Origin of the sequence: Oryzomicrobium sp. (assembly GCF_036820405.1) — a bacterium.
Lineage (GTDB): Bacteria > Pseudomonadota > Gammaproteobacteria > Burkholderiales > Rhodocyclaceae > Oryzomicrobium.
Genome location: NZ_DAISLS010000003.1, coordinates 259,686 through 277,248 on the forward strand (window position 1 = coordinate 259,686; position 17,563 = coordinate 277,248).

The 17,563-nt window shown below is 68.2% G+C and carries 3 protein-coding genes; all 3 read right to left on the reverse strand.

The features are described 5' to 3' along the window. Window positions 1-37 precede the first annotated feature (37 nt). On the reverse strand, window positions 38-4,825 hold the full coding sequence (locus tag V7Z98_RS04260; RefSeq protein WP_334157110.1) for an OmpA family protein: 4,788 nt from the start codon (window positions 4,823-4,825) through the stop codon (window positions 38-40). 11 nt (window positions 4,826-4,836) lie between these two features. Next, on the reverse strand, window positions 4,837-13,884 hold the full coding sequence (locus V7Z98_RS04265) for an SdrD B-like domain-containing protein (RefSeq protein WP_334157111.1): 9,048 nt from the start codon (window positions 13,882-13,884) through the stop codon (window positions 4,837-4,839). A gap of 623 nt (window positions 13,885-14,507) precedes the next feature. Next, window positions 14,508-17,563 (reverse strand): hypothetical protein (locus V7Z98_RS04270; RefSeq protein ID WP_334157112.1); only part of this gene is annotated, 3,056 nt, incomplete at its 5' end.

The window sequence follows — 17,563 nt, forward strand, 5'->3', positions numbered from 1 at the left end:
ACCGCCTCGCCGTCTTGCCGCCATGGCGGCGGAACGGTCACATGGTGCTGAGGACGTTGAGGAACCAGCCGCGGCTGCGGTAGGACAGGTTGGTCAGGTCGTCCGAATAGGTGGTGAAGTTGTAGCCCGCCCCCACCTTCACGTGCTGGCCCACGTGGCGGTACACCGCCACCAGGGCGCCCGCCCGGGCGTCCCCGGCTTCCTTGGCCCGCAGGTTGCGCAGCTCGGTCACGATGTCCCACTCCCTGATCCAGTGCCAGTCGGCGCGCAGCACCACCAGGTCGGCACGGCTCGAATACCACTCACCGTCCACCTTGCCGGTCTTCAGCTCGCCGATGCGCAGGCCGTACTTGAGGCCCAGGGATAGCCAGGGACGGACGTCCCAGATGGTGTCCACCGAGAACACCTGGCTCTTCTGGGCGTAATCCACGGTGGTTCCGGTGGTGGTCACCTGGCCCGGGGAAGGCAGGTTGTAGAAGTTGGTGTACTTGAACAGGGTGTTCCAGCGGTCATTGTCCACCGGACGGTAGGCGGCGCCCGCCACGATCTCGTGGAAATCGCCGTCGTAGAACGCCCCCTGGCTGTTGCTGCTGCGCGAGATGTTGAACTTGCCGAGCAGGCGCCAGGCCCGGTCCAGTTGCTGGCCGAAGGTGTTGCGCATCAGCCAGGTGTGGCGGGTGCCGCCGAGGGAGGTATCGTCGGAGCGGAATTCCAGGGCGCCGGCGTACTTGGTGCCCTGATTCTTGTAGCCTACGTTGAGCCCCAGGGCGCGGCGTTCCAGGTCGCCGGCCAGGGGGTCGCTGATCTTGCCGAATTCCACCTTCGCCCCGTAGTTCCACCGGTCGTTCGGCGCCAGGTCTACCCCGAACGCCTGGGTCAGGCTTTGCGGACCGGCGCCACTGGTCGTCCGCGTCTGGCCGAACACCCGCATCTCGTCGCTCACCCGGTAGTCGCTGCCGCTGATCCAGCTGCCGTAACGGCCCCGGTAGGTTACGTCCGGGCTTTCCGTTTCCATCCGGTAGTTGAGGTAGGCGTTGCTGCGGTCCGAGATGCGGTAGTCGGCGCCCAGCAACCCGCCCGCCCCCATGCTGCCCTCGGAGGCTTCGGCGTTGAGCTTGACCCGGTCGTTCACCCGCCAGCTGCCCCCCAACCCCGCCCGGTTGTTTTCGTCCCGGTTGCCGCTGCGCGCCGCCGTGCCCTGCATGAAGCCGTAGGCTGACCAGTCTTCCTTCTCGCCGGGCTGGCCGTCCTCCTTGTTGGGGCGGTAGTCCACCTTGGCGATCAGGTCGGTGCGGTTGCCGTTCTGGGACAGGATGGGGCTGGCGTTGGCCACCCGGGTGATGCGTTCGTCCTGGCGGGCGCCGACGGTGACACCCCACTCGTCGGTGGCGGCGACGCGCACGGCGGCCTCGGCGTTACGGTAGTCCTGGGTGTCGGCCTTGCGGTCGTCGGCCTTGACCTGGACTTCCACCGCCTCGCCCACCGGCACCGCGGCGCGCACGCCGGTCTGGCGCACGGCCTCGCCGTTGAGGGCGATCTGGCCCGGGCCGGAGAAGCCCCGTTGCCGGTCCTGCACGTAGGCGCTGACCTTGCCCTTGCCGCCGTCGCTCACCTCGGCCAGGTCCACGCTCGCTTCCACGCGGCTGGCCGTGGCGTCGCGGGCCGCGCCGCTGCTCTGGTTGGCGAAGGCGAAACCGCCGTCGATGGAGGTGGTGCTGACGCCGGCGCTGCCGGAGGAGCGGGCCACCTCGGCCTTCACCCGGGTGCCCGGGGCCACCCGCACCGTCACGTCCACGCCCTTCAGGGTCTGGTCGTTGCCGCTCTCGCCCTGGTGGTAGCTGGTCAGGCCAAGGCGCAGGTAGTCGTTCACCCAGTGGTTGGCCTGCACGCCGGTGGCCAGGTTGCTCACCGCGGTGATGCCCGGCACGTATTCGTAGGTGGTCACCAGGTACAGCGGGTTGCCGGACAGGCCGCTGGTGTAGAACAGGCTGGTGCCCCCGGCGGTGGAGGGCAGCAGGTCGCGCAGCATGATGCGGCCCTGCAGGTAGTTGATTTCGTAGTCCTGGGCCGGGGTCAGCTGCTTGCGGTCGATCACCAGGCCCGAATCCTTGTCGCGCACTTCCACCCACACCCGTTCCGAACCCCGGGTCAGATCCTGGTGGCGCAGGTAGTAGAGGGAACCGCCGGTGCCACGGAACTCGTCCCGGGTGCCGACCGTGCCCGGGTCGGCGGCGAAGGCGTCCACGTTGCTACGCCGTTCGCCGAAGCCGGTGGCCTCTTCCGAGCGGTAGACGCCCCGGGCGCCGTAGAGCCCGCGGGAATACTGGATCAGTTCGGAACCGTTCCACTGGGTGCGGAAGTTACCCCACATCACCTGGGAGTCACCCTTCTCCAAGCGCACGTAGAACTTGCCCTGGGTCGGCGCGTCGTCCACCGTCGTGCTGTCGTCACCGTACACCGGGTAATAGGCGTCCGGGTCGATGTTGCGCAGCAGGTAGCGCGGGTCCTTCGCCGAGAAGTTGGAAAACAGGTCTTTCAGCGGCTGTTCGCGGGTATCGGCGGCCGCCGTCAGCAGCCAGTCGCCCTTGACCTTGCCCTTCAAATAGAAGGCACCCCGGCCATCAACGTAGCTTTCCTGCTGGTAGTGCTGGGTGTCGTTGGTCACCAGCGCCGCCGGGCCCCGCACCGTGTTGTTGCCCAGCGTCAGGTCGCCTACCGCGATGTAGAACCAATCGTTGTCGGGGATGTAGAGGTTGCGCCGGAAGCTGGCGGTGCGGCCGTCGGCCTCCACCACCTGGACATCCACCGAATGGGGGCCGGAGGGGAGGATTTGGCGCAGCACGAAGCGGCCGTTGCCATCCACCGGGGCGGGCAGGCCCATGGCCTTGACCGTCTGGCCGGGCTGGATCTGGCGGCCGCTGATGGTGATGGTGCCGCCACGCACCGGGATGTTGCTGACCATCAGGGCGTTCTCGCCCCAGCCGGTCATGGCTTCCCGCTCCGGTGTCGACAGGTCGTTTACCGGACGCGGGTGGCTCGCCACGTTCAGCGCCTTGAGCGCCGTTTCGTCGAACCGGCCTTGCTCGTCGTAGACCCGCAGCAGGTAGGCGTATTCGTCGTTGCCTTCGGCCGGCACGGGCCACTTGGCGCCTTTCGACCAGTCGAAGGGGATCACCGCCAGAGGGGCGCTATCGGGACGCTGGCCCTTGCGGAAGAGGCGCACTTCGGCTCGCTTCACCCAGAACTGGTAGTTGCTCCAGCCGCGGAAGCTGGCTTCCGTGCCGCGCAACACCAGGTCCTTGTCCGGCCACACGTTCAGCCCGGGCTTGGCTGCCAGGTCGTCGTACTTCACCTGGATGTCGGCCCGTTCCAGGGCTACGTCGGTGCAGCGCTGGCGGTCCGCTTCGTTGACCAGGGCGCCGCTCATGTCTTCGCCGTCCACCGTGATCCGGAACGGCAGGTCTGCGTCGCCGGTCTGCGGCGCGCAGGGGGCCGCAGGCTCGGCCGGCGCCGCCATCGGGGTGGCGGCCTGCTGGGCCGCGTCCTCGTACCAGATGGCGATTTCCACCCGGCGGTTGCGCGCCATGCCTTCGGGTGTGGCGTTGCTGGCGACCGGGGAGGTTTCGCCTTTGCCGCCCATGGCCACCGCTTGTGCCGGCAGGTTCAGCTCGCGGCGCAGGTAGTCGGCCACGGCCAGGGCCCGGGCTTCGGAGAGGCCTTGGTTGTCGTTGAACAGGCGCTTGGTCGGCAGGGACATGCGCTGGTTGTCGGTGTGGCCCACCACCGATAGGCGCAGGCCGGGCTTGCCGGCGTAGCTCTTGGCCAGGGCTGTGAGGCTGGCCCGCGCCGCAGGCAGCAGGTCGGCCTTGCCCGATTCGAACAGGGCGCCGACGCCGCTTTCGCTCAGGGTTTCCTGCTGCTGGGCGCGGCGCGCCGGCAGGGCGGCGGCGGCCGCGCGCATGGCCCGGACTTCCGCCAGGGTCACGCCGGAGGGCAGCGGGTAGGCGAAGCCGTCCGGCTGCACTTCCCCGGGGGGCGGCACCGGATGCACTTCCACCCGGCCGTTGTCGATGCGCTTGCCCGGCGCCGCGGTGTTTTCCATGCCTGCGGCCGGGAGCGGCACCACGGGCGCGGCCGGCGCGGGCAGGGGCTGGGGCTGCGGTTGGGCCAGGGGGGCACGCACCGGCTGGGGATCGAACCAGACCGACACCACCACCCGGCGGTTGCGCGCCATGCCTTCGGGCGTGGCGTTGCTCGCCACCGGCTCGCCCTCGCCCCGGCCCGCCATGGCCACGTCGCCGACCGGCAGTCCCAGCTGGCGGCGCAGGAAATCGGCCGCGGCCAAGGCCCGGGCCTCGGAAATGCTCTGGTTGTCCTTGAAGAAGCGCCGGGTCTGGGCGGACAGGCCGCGTCCGTCCGTGTGCCCGGCCACCGCCAAGTGCAGGCCGGGCTTGCCGGCATAACGCCGGGCCAGCCGCTCCAGGGCCTCCCGGGCCGCCGGGGTGAGGTTGGCCGTGCCGGGTTCGAACAGGGCGCCGAGGTCGCTTTCGCTCAGGGTGTCCTGGCCGTCGGCGGCCCGCCGGGGCAGGCCGGCGGCGGCGCTGCGCATGGCCAGCACGTCATTCGGCGTGATCCCGGCAGGCAGGGGGTAGGCGAGGCTGGCGGAGGCGGATTGCGGGCCGCTGCTTGCCGATTCGCCCCCGGCCTTGTGCCGGCGCTCGTCGATGCTGGTGCTTTCCTGGCCCCAGGCGTCGCTGGCGCCGCCCAGGGTGCAAAGGGTGGACAGGGCCGCCAGGGTGGCGGCGACGGAACGTTTGATCTTCATTTTCTGGGATTTCATTGCCGGCCCCCCTGGGCGTTGCCGAGGGTTTCCGTTTCGATGAAGAGCGGGGGCACCTCCCGGCCCTGCTCTTTTTCCTTGGCGGTCAGGTCGGCGTAGCCGGCCTTGATGCGACGGGTCAGCTCGGACAGGCGGTCCACCGCCAGGCTCCGGCCTTCATCGCCCACGCGGTAGGCGATGCGCAGCACGCTGGGGCGTTCGCGCAGCTGGGTCAGCAGGCCGGACAGGCTCTTCTCCCATTGGGGCGCCAGGGCCGTCTCGCCGGCCACGAAGGCCCGGCCGTCCACTTCCAGCCGCACCACCTTGTGCACCGTCGCCCCGAAGTTCAGCTTCACCATCTTCCCGCGCGTCACCCGCACGTCCCGCGGGTTCTCCGTCGTCAGCCGGTAGCCCGACGGCAGCGTCCGTTCGTCCAGCTTCATCACGAAGTTGCTGCCACGGTCCGCTTGCGGGATCGCCGCGCAGGCCACGTGGAACCGGCCTTCCGCATCCGTCGTCACCAACAGGCCCCGCGCCGTCACCACGCGCACGTTCGGAATCCCCGGCTCGCCCTGATCCTGGTAGCCGTTGGCGTTCTTGTCGTCGAACACCTTCCCGATGATGTCCGAGCAGTCGAACGTCGGGTCCGGGATCAGGCGCACCGTGGCCGAGGCCAGGTTGGAGGTGATCGGGCTGCCGGTGACCACGGCCCAGGCCTGGTTCACGTACTCGCCTTCGCCCACGCCGGCGCCGATCATCAGCACCAGGCGGTAGTCGTAGGTCTGGTTGCCGCCCAGGGTCTGGCTGCGCCAGGTCAGGTCGCGGCCGTTCACCGCCGGTTCGGCGGGCTGGCGGGCGCTGCCGCGCAGTTCCCGGGTGGCGGAGCCGGTGCGGTACTTGAAGCCCGGCGGCATGCGGTCCCACACGTCCACCACCTTGGTCTCCGCCAGGTTGTTGCGCACGCTGATGGTGTAGGGCACCAGGTCGCCCTTGGCGACGTTGACCATGGGGGTGGTCTTGGTCACCACCAGGTCCCCGGACTGCATCGGGTCCAGGGGAATGTGGTTGTTCACCACGTTGCCCGAGGGCGCCGCGAAATCCAGGGCGAAGCTGTAGTAGTACTGGGTGGAGCCGGAACCGGCAGCCAGGCCCGCCGAACCGGCCGGGCAGGCGCCGGGCACGGCGGCGGCCAGGGGCGTGGCCGGCGCCGGGGCGCTGGCGTTGTTCTGGACCACGGCCGGGTTGGGCAGGGCCGCCACCGTCAGGGTGCTCGGGCAGGCCGGCACCAGGGTCGAGGCGGTGGTCTTGTAACGGGCCGGAGCGCTGACGATGTGCAGCCGGTAGGTGCCCGAACCCGGGCAACCGCCGCCGTTGAGCAGCAGGAACTCGTAGTAGCCGTTGGCGGCGGTGGTCACCGGGTTCTGGCCCGAGCTCAGGCAGGCCGGCGGCACCGGGGCGCCGGAGGGGCCCAGGATCTCGATGGTGGCCCCGGCGATGGGGGTTCGGGTCTCGGCGTCGTAGATCACGCCGGAGGGGTCCAGGGGCAGGTTCTGCTCGGCCACCTCGTCCCCCGGCTTGAGGGAGATGTTGGTGATCTGGCCGGGCACCGCGGTGGTGACGCCGGCATCGCCGCCGGATTGGGGACGGGTGTTGAAGCCGTTGCCCCCCGGGCTGCCGAAGGCGATCGAGAAGGTGCCGTAGGTCGTCGCGCCGCCGGCGGAGGCGCCGGTGGTCGGCAGGCCGTTGGCCCACTTCGGGTACTTGTCGCCGCACACCAGGTTGTCGAAGCGGTAGAAGCCCTTGTCGTCGGTGCTGACCTGGCAGATCACCTCACTGGTGCCGTCGCTGCGGGCGGCGGTCAGGGTGACCACCCAGCCCTTGACCCGGTCGTCGGCCAGGGCGTCGCTGGGACGGACCCGGTTGTGGGCGCGGTCGAAATAGACGTAGCCGCTGACGATGGGCGGCTTGAGCACCCCGGGGGTGGACTGGCGCGGCACTTCGCCGAACAGGTAGCCGCCCACGTTGCCGGCGTTGGCCGACAGCACGTCGGGGGTGATGGCGATGGAACCGATGGAGTTGTAGGCGGCCTGGCTGCCGAAGTAGCTGTTGTTGACCGTGCCCCCGGCCACGCCGGCGGTTTCCTTGCCGTCGGTGTAGCGCGGCTTGCCGCCGGCGTCGACGATCAGGTTCACGTCGTTCTGGTTTTCCCACAGCTTGTAGGTGCCGGGGGGAACGCCGTCGAAGCGGAAGGCGCCAGTGGCGTCGGTGGTGGCGCAGCGGGCCGGCGGATTGCAGAAGGCGGCGTCACTGTTGAGGGTGGCGGCGTTGTCGTAGAGGGCGACGCGGATACCGGGGATGCCGTCCTCGCCCGGGTCCTTGGCGCCGTTGTTGTTGGCATCGGCATAGACGAAGCCGAGCAGCACCCCGCCCCGCTCGCCGAACAGGTAGCCGGTGGCGGCCACGCCCATGGGCAGCGAGATGGCGCTGATGCGGTTCTGGCTGGGGTCCGCGCCGAAGCTGCCGTTGTTGACCGTGCCGCCGACGCTGCCGGCGGTTTCCTTGCCGTCCAGGTAGCTGTCGGGCTGGGTCTCGGTCAGGGTGTAGACGCCGGCGGGCAGGCCGATGAAGCGGTAGCTGCCGTCGGCGCCGGTCACCACGGTACGCCCGCCCGGGGGCAGGCTGCCGCCGGTGAGGGTGACGGTGACGCCGGCCAGGCCGATTTCGCCCGCATCCTTCACGCCGTCGTCGTTGTTGTCCAGGTAGACGAAGCCGGCGATGCTGGAGGCGTTCTCGCGGAAGTTGTAGTTGATGCCGCTGCCGCCGGAGGGAAAGACGATGGCGGAAATGACGTCCATGGCGGCGGTGCCCACGGCCGCACCACCGAGGGTGCCGACCTGGGTGCCGGTCGCCCCGGGGTAGTTGTTGATGCCCGCGGGCTGGGTCTCGTTGAGGGTGTAGCCGGCCCCGTTGGAGGGACGGACGGCGGTGAAGCTGTAGGTACCGTCGCTGCCGGTGGTGGCGGTGCGGGACACGGCGGTGCCCTGGTCGTCGGTGCCGGACAGGGTGAGCAGCACCCCGGCCAGTTCCTCGCCCGCGTCATAGACACCGTTGTCGTTGGCGTCGTGGTAGACGCGGCCGGACAGGGAGCCGGTGGTGACTTCGCCGAAGTTGAACTCGGTGAACGCCGAGGCGGCATTGAAGGGGATGGCGCCGATGACGTTGGCGGTGGCGATGTTGCAGGCCGCGCACACGGCGCCGTCGATCAGGCCCTTGCTCTGCTTGCCGTCGGCGTAGGCCGCCGGCTGGGTCTCGGTGACGGCGTAGCCCGCCGCCCCGGCGTTGGGCAGGTTGGCAAAACTGTACTTGCCGTCGGCCCCGGTGGTGACGGTGCAGGTGACGCTGGCGCAGACGTTCTGGCCCGCGGCGGTGAGGCCGGACAGGGTCAGGGTGACGCCGGCGATGGGGGTTTCGCCCGCATCCTTCACGCCGTTGTTGTTGGCGTCGTAGTAAACATAGCCGGACAGGCCGCCCAGCTTCTCGCCGAACAGGTAGCCGGTAGCATCCACGCCCGGGTTGAGCCGGATGGCGGCAATGGCGGTGCCGCTGTTCACCGTGCCCCCCACCGAACCGGCGGTGGTGGTGCGGTCGGCGTAGTTGACCGGCTGGGTCTCGGTCAGGGTGTAGCCGGTGGCGTTGCTCGCCGGCACGCCGGTGAAGCTGAAGGTGCCATCGGCGGCGGTGGTGGCGCTCAGGCTCACCGCCGTGCCGGCCTGGCTGGTGCCGGCCAGGGTCAGCTGGACCCCGGCCAGGCCCGAGTCGCCGCCGTCGTAGCTGCCGTTGTCGTTGGCGTCCAGGTAGACCCGGCCGGACAGGCTGCCGGCCCATTCGCCGAAGTCGTAGCCGACGCCGGACTGGCCGATGGCGATGACGATGCCGGAGATGCGGTCGTTGACCGCGGCGCTGCCGGTGACCGTGCCATTGACCTGGCCCACGGTTTCCGGACCGTCCTGGTAATTGTTGAGGGGGGCCGTGGTCTGGCTCTGCTCGGTGACGGTGTAGCCGGTGCCGTTGCTCGCCGGCAGGGCGGAGAAGCTGTAGCCGCCGTCCGCCGCGGTGGTCACCGTGCAGGGGCTGGGGGCGATGGCGGCGCAGACGTTGATGTTGCCGGCAGTGGTGCCAGACAGGGTCATCTGCACCCCGGGAATGCCGGGCTCGCCCGAATCCCAGCGGCCGTTGCGGTTGAGGTCCACGTAGACCCGGCCGGAGATGGCCTGGCCGAACTCGCCGAAGTTGTAGTTGGTGGCGTCCACGCCGGCGCCGAGGGTGATGCCTGTGATGGTGGTGACGCCGCTGCCGACGCCGCCGGTGCCGCCAGCGCTACCCGCCTGGGCCCCGGTGTGGGTCATGCCGGTGGGCGGGGTTTCGATCAGCTGATAGGTGCCGGGAGGCAGGCCGGTGATCTGGTAGTTGCCGCTGGGGTCGGACATGAAGGTGCACGAGCCGAGCACGGTGCAGATGTTGCGGCCCAGGTAGTCGGTGCCGGACAGGGTGATGGTGATGCCGGGCACCCCGCCGGTTTCGCCGGCGTCCTTGATGGCGTTGGTGTTGGGATCGACGAAGACGCTGCCGGAAATCGACGAGAAGGGCAGTTCGCCGAAGTTGCGCTCGGTCAGGTTGTCGTTGGGCTTGACCGGGCCGACCACGATGTCCTCGGGAGCGGTGCGGTTGTCGCTGTTAGCGATCACGTTGCCGACGCCGCTGCCGTTCTGGTCCTTGCCGTCGAAGTGGCCGGCGGGCAGGCTCTGCTCGCTGACGGTGTAGGCGGTGCCGTCGCTGGGCGGCACGGTGAAGGTGTAGCCCGAGCCGTTGGTGGTCTGGGTGCAGGCGCTGCCCAGGAAGGTGCACAGGTCGGCACCCCAGTAGGTGGTGCCGGCGATCTTGAGCTGGATGCCGGTGATGTCGGTCTCGCCGGCGCCGCTGCGGTTGCCGTCGTTGTTCAGGTCTTTGTAGACGTGGCCGCTCACCTTGGCCTGCTGGTATTCCTGGAACAGGTAGCCGGTGGCGGCGGTGTTCAGGGGCAGCTTGATGGCGCCGATGGTGTTGGCCGCGGCGCTGGCGGCGCAGTTGGTCACGCCGTCGCAGGTGTCGGCGGGCTTGACGCCGGTGTCGCCGGCGGCGGCGCCGGCCCAGGTGCCGAGGAATTCGAAGCGGTCGTGGTAGCCGGACGGCTGGGTCTCGACCACGGTGTAGCCGGTGGCGTCCGCCGTCGGCAGTTCGTCGAAGAGGAAGTCGCCGCCGCTGGAACTGACGACGATGGGGGCGCCGGCGGTGCCGATGTCGTTACCCCAGGCGTCCTTGCCGTAGAGACTGAAGGTGACGGCGGCGGCGATCTTCTCGCCGGCGTCGAGGGCGTTGTTCTGGTTGTTGTCGGCATACACCGAGCCGGCGATGCTCGACTTCTGGATGCGGACGTTGACCGCGTTGGAGGTGTTGTTGCCCGGATTCGGGTCGTAGGACACGGGCACGCCGGCCACCGTCAGCACGGCGATGCTGGCGGTGTTGGGCCGGTCGCTGTCGAAGCCGTGGGCGGATTTGTAGGTGCCGCGGGCGGCCTTCACCGGAATGGTGATGGTCACCAGGTCGGCGACGTCGGCATCGCTGCTGGCCACCGGCAGGGGGCCCAGGTCGCAGCTGACGGTAACGCCGGAAGCGGCGGTGCCCGAGGTGGAGCAGGTATTGGTGGTCAGGCTACCGCTGCCGATGGTGGCGGTGATGGTGCCGTTGACCGCCAGGCCGCTGGGCAGGGCGTCGGTGACACGCACGCCGGGCGCCACGGAGGGGCCGAGGTTGCCCACCACGACGGTGTAGTTGAACGGTTCGTTGAGGCTGACCGGGGACTTGGAGACCGCCTTGGAGATGACCTTGAGGTCGGTCTTGGGCAGCACGGTGGTGGTTTCGGACACCACGTTGTTGCCCGGCAGGCTGTCGCCGGAGAAGCCGCTGCCGGAACCGCCGGTCTCGTAGGACTCGACCTTGGCGGTGGTCTTGTAGGTGACGCTGCCCGTCGGCTTGTTGGTGATGGGGCCGGTGTCGAAGCGCAGCTGGAAGATCTTGCTGGTGCCGGCGGCGAGCACGCTGGACGCCTGGCTGGCGCCCAGGTAGCAGACCACGTCGCCGCCCGAGGGGGAGCAGGTGGCACCGCTCGGCACGGCGTAGCCCGTGCCGGTGCTGAAGGTCATGGTGTAGGGGTCGGGCGTGGCGCCCGCCGGAGGCGTCGGGGTGACGGTCAGCTTGAAGCCGGTGGCCTGGGAAGGGCCGTTGTTCTGGGCCGTGACCGTGTAGACGATGTAGTCGCCGAAAGGCGTCGGATCGAAACCGGTGTCGTTGTCGCTGACCGACAGGTCGATGGCCTTGGTGGTCACCTTCACCGTGTTGGCACCGCTGTCGTTGTCGGTACGGCTCTGGGCGGTGGTGGTGGTGATGGTGGCGGCGGAGGCGAAGTCGGCGCAGGTGCTACCGCTGCCGTCCGGGGCGCAGTTGCCGTTGAGGGGGTCCGGGTAGCCGGTGGGGTCGTAGTAGGCCGGGATCACCGTGAAGGTGAGCTGGCGGGATTCATTGTTGGTCAGGGCGAAGCCGGAGCACTCGATGCCCTCGTCGCCGGCGAACAGGCCGTCGGCGAAGGTGACGTAGCTGCAGCTGGCGGAGGTGCCGGAAATGCTGGCGCTGCCCGGCACGAATTGCATCCGCGCCGGCGACATGGCCGCCGGGCGCAGGCGGTGGCGCAGTACCACGTTGGCCGCCGTGCTTGGGCCGTTGTTCTTGATCGAGGTGGTGTAGACCAGGTTCACCCCGACCTTGACCGGGCTGGGGCTGCCGGCAATGGCGGTCACCGCCACGTCGGCGATCGGGTCGATCTGCACGTTGACCGAGCTGGAGTTGTTGCCCGGCACGGTGTCGATGGCGTCCGGGGTGGACACGGTGGCCGTGTTGCCGATGGCCGCCCCGTCCTTGAGGGGGCGGTTGAGGGTGATGGTGATGGTGCGCTTGTTGCCGGCCCCCACGTCCAGGTTGAGCAGGGTGCAGGTGATCGTGCTGCCGAAGGCGCAGGATTCGCCCGCGGTGGCTCCGGCGATCACGGCGCTGCCGCCGGTGGTACCCGCCGAACTGTTGTACCAGGCGTTGATCACGTCGCTGACGTTGACCGTGGGCACCATGTCCGGACCGTTGTTCACGATGTCCAGGGTGTAGGACAGGGTGTTGTCCGTACTGGCCAACAGCGGCGTGGAGGCAGACTTGACGATGGCCAGGTCCACGTTGCGGTTGGTGCCGGTGACAGTCTTGGTGGCGCAGTTGCCGGTGGACAGGTTGTCCGAGGGCAGGTGGGGCGAGCCGGCGGTCTGGCCGGTACACGCGGTGTTGGAAATGCTGCCCAGGTAGCCCGCCTCGGCCAGAGTGACGATCACCAGGTCGGGCAGGGAGGCGCCCCGGGCCAGGTTGGCCCCGGCGTAGTCGCACACCACGGTGCCGGTGGTGCCCACTGCCACGCCCGAGCAGCTCCAGCCGGTGCCGGAATAAGAGACGAAGGTTTCGTGGGGGCTGAGGGCATCGGTGGCCCGGATGGTGCCGGTGGCCGCCGAGGTGGACGAACTGGCGTTGGTGACGCGGATGGTGTTGGTGATGTTCTGGCCGGCCTGGATCGGCGTCGGCGCCTTGCTCTTGGTCAGGGTCAGGTGAGCGAACGGGGCCACTACCGTGTAATTGACGGTGGCGGCGATGTTGTTGCCGTTGGTCGGCCCGGTCCGGCCGACGGTGGCGGTGTTGCTGCTGCTACCGGCGACGAGGGGGGCGACGGCAGTAAACGTATACGTGGAGGAGGTGGCGCCGTTGGCCAGGGCGCCCACGGTGCACAGGATGGTCTGGCCGGTGACGGTGCAGTTGCCCTGGGCGGCCGGGTTGACGGCGGCGATGGCGGTGAAGCCGGCGGGCACCACGTCGGTGATGGTCACCCCGGTGGCGTTCTGCGGCCCCTGGTTGGTCACCGACAGGCTGAGGTTAACGGTTTCGCCGGTGGCGAAGGTGGTCTGGCCGGTGGCGGCGGACACCATGGTCTTGGCCGCGGCCAGGGTGGTGCCGGCGCTCACCGTCACCACCGCCAGGGAAGGACCGTTGTTGCTCTGGTCCGGATCGCCCACCGACGAATCGGTGCTGGCCACCACGGCACCGTTAGTGATGGTGCCGGCGGAAGTGATGATGCGGCCGGTGATGGTGATGGCCGGAGCGGAAACGCCGACAGCCAGGGGAGCACCGGTGTAATCGCAGGTCACGACCAGGCCGGCACGGCTGCACGACCAATTGGAGCCGCTAGCGCTCTGGTAGGTGAAGTCGCTGGTGGCCGGCAGGTTGTCGGTGACGCGGAAGCGGGTCGCCGGGTCCGGGCCGTTGGTGTTGCTGACGACGATGGAGAAGTTCACCGTGTCGCCGGCGGTGGCGGTGCCCGGGCCGGTCTTGACGACCCCCAGGTTGGCACCGCTGATCACCGTGGTGTTCTTGGTCAGGTCGTCGTTGTCCGGGTTGGGGTCCACGTTGCCGCTGGCGGCGATGAGCGCCCGGGTGGACTGGACGCCGGCGGCCGAGCCGATGCCGTTGAACTGGGTGGTCCACTTGGACTGGGCGGCCAGGTTGGCCTGGGTACAGGTCAGGAGCTTGGGCGTGGCGGCCAGATTGAAGGCGCAGCCGGCAGGCGGCGTGATCGTGGAGAAATCGACGTTGGCAGGCAGCTCCACCGTCAGGGTCAGGTTGCTGGTCCCGTCGGTGATGTCGTTGTTGGTCACCTCGACGGTGAACAGCGACGTGCCGCCGCGTACCACCGGGTCCGGGCTCCAGGTGTAGGCCGAGACGCTCAGGTCCACCCCTGCCAGCGCCGCCCCCGTCAGGCCCAGGAACAAGGCGCCCCCGGTCAGCAGGCGTCGCGCCAGGATGGCCGGGCGGCGACTAAGGATGGCTCCGGCAGAACCAGGCTGGGGCCGGAAGAGGGACAGTACGGTGGAAAGAACGGGCGACGGCATGAGCGAAACCAAAAATGCAATTTGGGATGACGCGCATGCTAAAGGTTGACAACCGGCTTAAGCTGTCAAAAGCTGGCACTTGCCTTTTAATATCGATTTTTCGTGATTTTTTACCAAATCTGGAATGCACAACGCCGGGGCACGGCAACATTGCGTTTACGCCAATGTCACGCTTCCCGGCAGGCAAAAGTCAGGCATTCCGTCCCGGGGGCAATCGCTAGTGCAGTGCACGGTAAATTTATTTCCCCATTAAAAACAATAGAATGAAATAAAAAAACCGGCGCTTGTGCCGGTGTAGCGGTCGATTTTCAACATTCTCCCCGCGTCTCGGTCAGTCGTTAGTCAGAACGAAGCAAGGAATTTTTTCACTGTCGCATATTTACGGCGTTACTTCGTTATTCCTTTATCTGACAAGGTTTGCACCATAATTTTTTGGTCATATTCGAACCTTAAATGACCTTATAAGATTTACCCCATATTCAAACAATAAAATTCATAGGGAATAACCACTCCCGGACGCCGGGATCCCCGGCGCCAGAGCAAACGCAACGAGGGCCGGCCCCTTGCGGGAAACCGGCCCTCGTGCGTTTGGCGGCACCGCCCCAGGCGGCTCCACATCTCGCTCACATGGTGCTGAGGACGTTGAGGAACCAGCCGCGGCTGCGGTAGGACAGGTTGGTCAGGTCGTCCGAATAGGTGGTGAAGTTGTAGCCCGCCCCCACCTTCACGTGCTGACCCACGTGGCGGTACACCGCCACCAGGGCGCCCGCCCGCGCATCCTGGGCCTCCTTGGCCCGCAGGTTGCGCAGCTCGGTCACGATGTCCCACTCCCGAATCCAGTGCCAGTCGGCGCGCAGCACCACCAGGTCGGCACGGCTGGAGAACCATTCGCCCTCGGTCTTGCTCGCCCGCAGCTCGCCGATGCGCAGGCCGTACTTGAAGCCCAGGGACAGCCAGGGCTTGGCATCCCAGATGGTGTCCACCGACAGCACCTGGCTCTTCTGGGCATAGTCGGCCACAGTACCGGTGCCGGTGACCTGGCCGGCGGAGGGCATGTTGTAGAAGTTGGTGTACTTGAACAGGGTGTTCCAGCGGTCGTTGTCCACCGGCCGGTAGGCGGCGCCCACCACGATTTCGTGGAAGTTGCCGTCGTAGAAGGCCCCCTGGCTGTTGCTGCTGCGCGAGACATTGAGCTTGCCGAGCAGACGCCACGACTTGTCCAACTGCTGGCCGTAGGTGTTGCGCATCAGCCAGGTATGGCGGCGGCTGTCGCCGCTGGTGTTGCTGGTGGTTTCGTCGCTGCGGAACTCCAGGGCCCCCGTGTACTTGATGCCGCCAAACTTGTAGCCGGTGGACAGCCCCAGGGCGCGACGTTCCAGGTCGCCGGCCAGGGGGTCGCTGATCTTGCCGAACTCCACCTTCGCCCCGTAGTTCCACCGGTCGTTCGGCGCCAGGTCCACCCCGAATGCCTGGGTCAGACTTTGCGGACCGGCGCCACTGGTCGTGCGGGTCTGGCCGAACACCCGCATCTCGTCGCTCACCCGGTAGTCGCTGCCGCTGATCCAGCTGCCGTAACGGCCCCGGTAGGTTACGTCCGGGCTTTCCGTTTCCATCCGGTAGTTGAGGTAGGCGTTGCTGCGGTCCGAGATGCGGTAGTCGGCGCCCAGCAACCCGCCCGCCCCCATGCTGCCCTCGGAGGCTTCGGCGTTGAGCTTGACCCGGTCGTTCACCCGCCAGCTGCCCCCCAACCCCGCCCGGTTGTTTTCGTCCCGGTTGCCGCTGCGCGCCGCCGTGCCTTGCATGAAGCCGTAGGCCGACCAGTCTTCCTTCTCGCCGGGCTTGCCCCCTTCCTTGTCGGGACGGTATTCGGCCCGGGCCACCACGTCGGTGCGGGCACCGTTCTGGGACAGGATCGGACTGGCATTGGCGATGTGGGTCGTCCGGTTGTCGTGGCGCAGCCCCAGGCCCAGGGCCCATTCCTCGTTGATCTTCTGCCGCACCCCGACCTCGCCGTTGCTGAAGTCCTGGGTGTCGGCACGGCGGTCGTCGGCCTTGACCTGGATTTCGGTGGCATCGCCCACCGGCACCGCAGCGCGCACGCCGACCTGGCGGATGGCCTCGCCGTTGAGGGCGATCTGGCCCGGGCCGGAGAAGCCCCGCTGCCGGTCCTGCACGTAGGCGCTGACCTTGCCCTTGCCGCCGTCGCTCACCTCGGCCAGGTCCACGTTGGCCTCCACCCGGGTGGCCGTGGCGTCCTGGGTGGTGTTGCTGCTCTGGCCATTGAAGCCGAAGCCGCCATCCACCGAACTCATGGTCGTGTTGCCCGGCCCCGAGGAACGGGCCACCTCGGCCTTCACCGTGGTCCCCGCCGCCACCCGCACCGTCACGTCCACGCCCTTGAGGGTCTGGTCGTTGCCGCTCTCGCCCTGGTGGTAGCCGGTCAGGCCCAGCTTGAGGTAGTCGTTCACCCAGTGACTGGCCCGCACGCCGGTGGCCAGGTTGCTCACCGCGGTGATGCCCGGCACGTATTCGTAGGTGGTCACCAGGTACAGCGGGTTGCCGGACAGGCCGCTGGTATAGATCAGGCTGCTGGCACCGGCGGTGGACGACAGGGGCTCGCGCAACATGATGCGGCCCTGCAAGTAATTGATCTCGTAGTCCTGGGCCGGCGTCAGCAAACGGCGGTCGAGCACCAGGCCCGAATCCTTGTCGCGCACTTCCACCCACACTCGTTCCGAACCCCGGGTCACGTCCTGGTGGTGCATGTAATAGAGCGAACCGCCGGTGCCACGGAATTCGTCGCGGCTCCCTAGGGTGCCCGGGTCGGCGGCAAACGCCTCGACGTTGCTGCGCCGCTCGCCGAACGAGGTGCTTTCCTCGGCCCGGTACAGGGCGCGGGCACCGTACAGGCCACGGGAATACTGGATCAATTCCGACCCGTTCCACTGAGTCTGGAAATTACCCCACATCACCTGGGAATCGCCCTTCTCCAGCCGCACGTAGAACTTGCCCTGGGTCGGCGCGTCGTCCACCGTCGTGCTGTCGTCCCCGTACACCGGGTAGTAGGCGTCCGGGTCGATGTTGCGCAGCAGGTAGCGCGGGTCCTTCGCCGAGAAGTTGGAAAACAGGTCTTTCAGCGGCTGTTCGCGGGTATCGGCGGCCGCCGTCAGCAGCCAGTCGCCCTTGACCTTGCCCTTCAAATAGAAGGCACCCCGGCCATCAACGTAGCTTTCCTGCTGGTAGTGCTGGGTGTCGTTGGTCACCAGCGCCGCCGGGCCCCGCACCGTGTTGTTGCCTAGGGTCAGGTCCCCTACCGCAATGTAGAACCAGTCGTTGTCGGGAATCGACAGGTTGCGCCGGAACAGGGCCGACTTGCCCTCGGCGTCGGTGACGTTCACTTCGACGCTGTGGGGGCCGGCCGGCAGAATCTGGCGCAGCACGAAGCGGCCTTCGCCATCCAGGGGAACCGGCAGGCCCAGGGCGGATACGCGCTGACCCGGCTTGATGCCCTTGCCGCTGACCGTGATGGTGCCGCCGCGCACCGGGATGTTGCTGACCATCAGGGCGTTTTCGCCCCACCCGGTCAGGGCTTCGCGCTCCGGCGTCGATAGGTCGTTCATCGGTCGCGGGTGGCTCGCCACGTTCAGCGCCTTGAGCGCCGTTTCGTCGAACCGGCCTT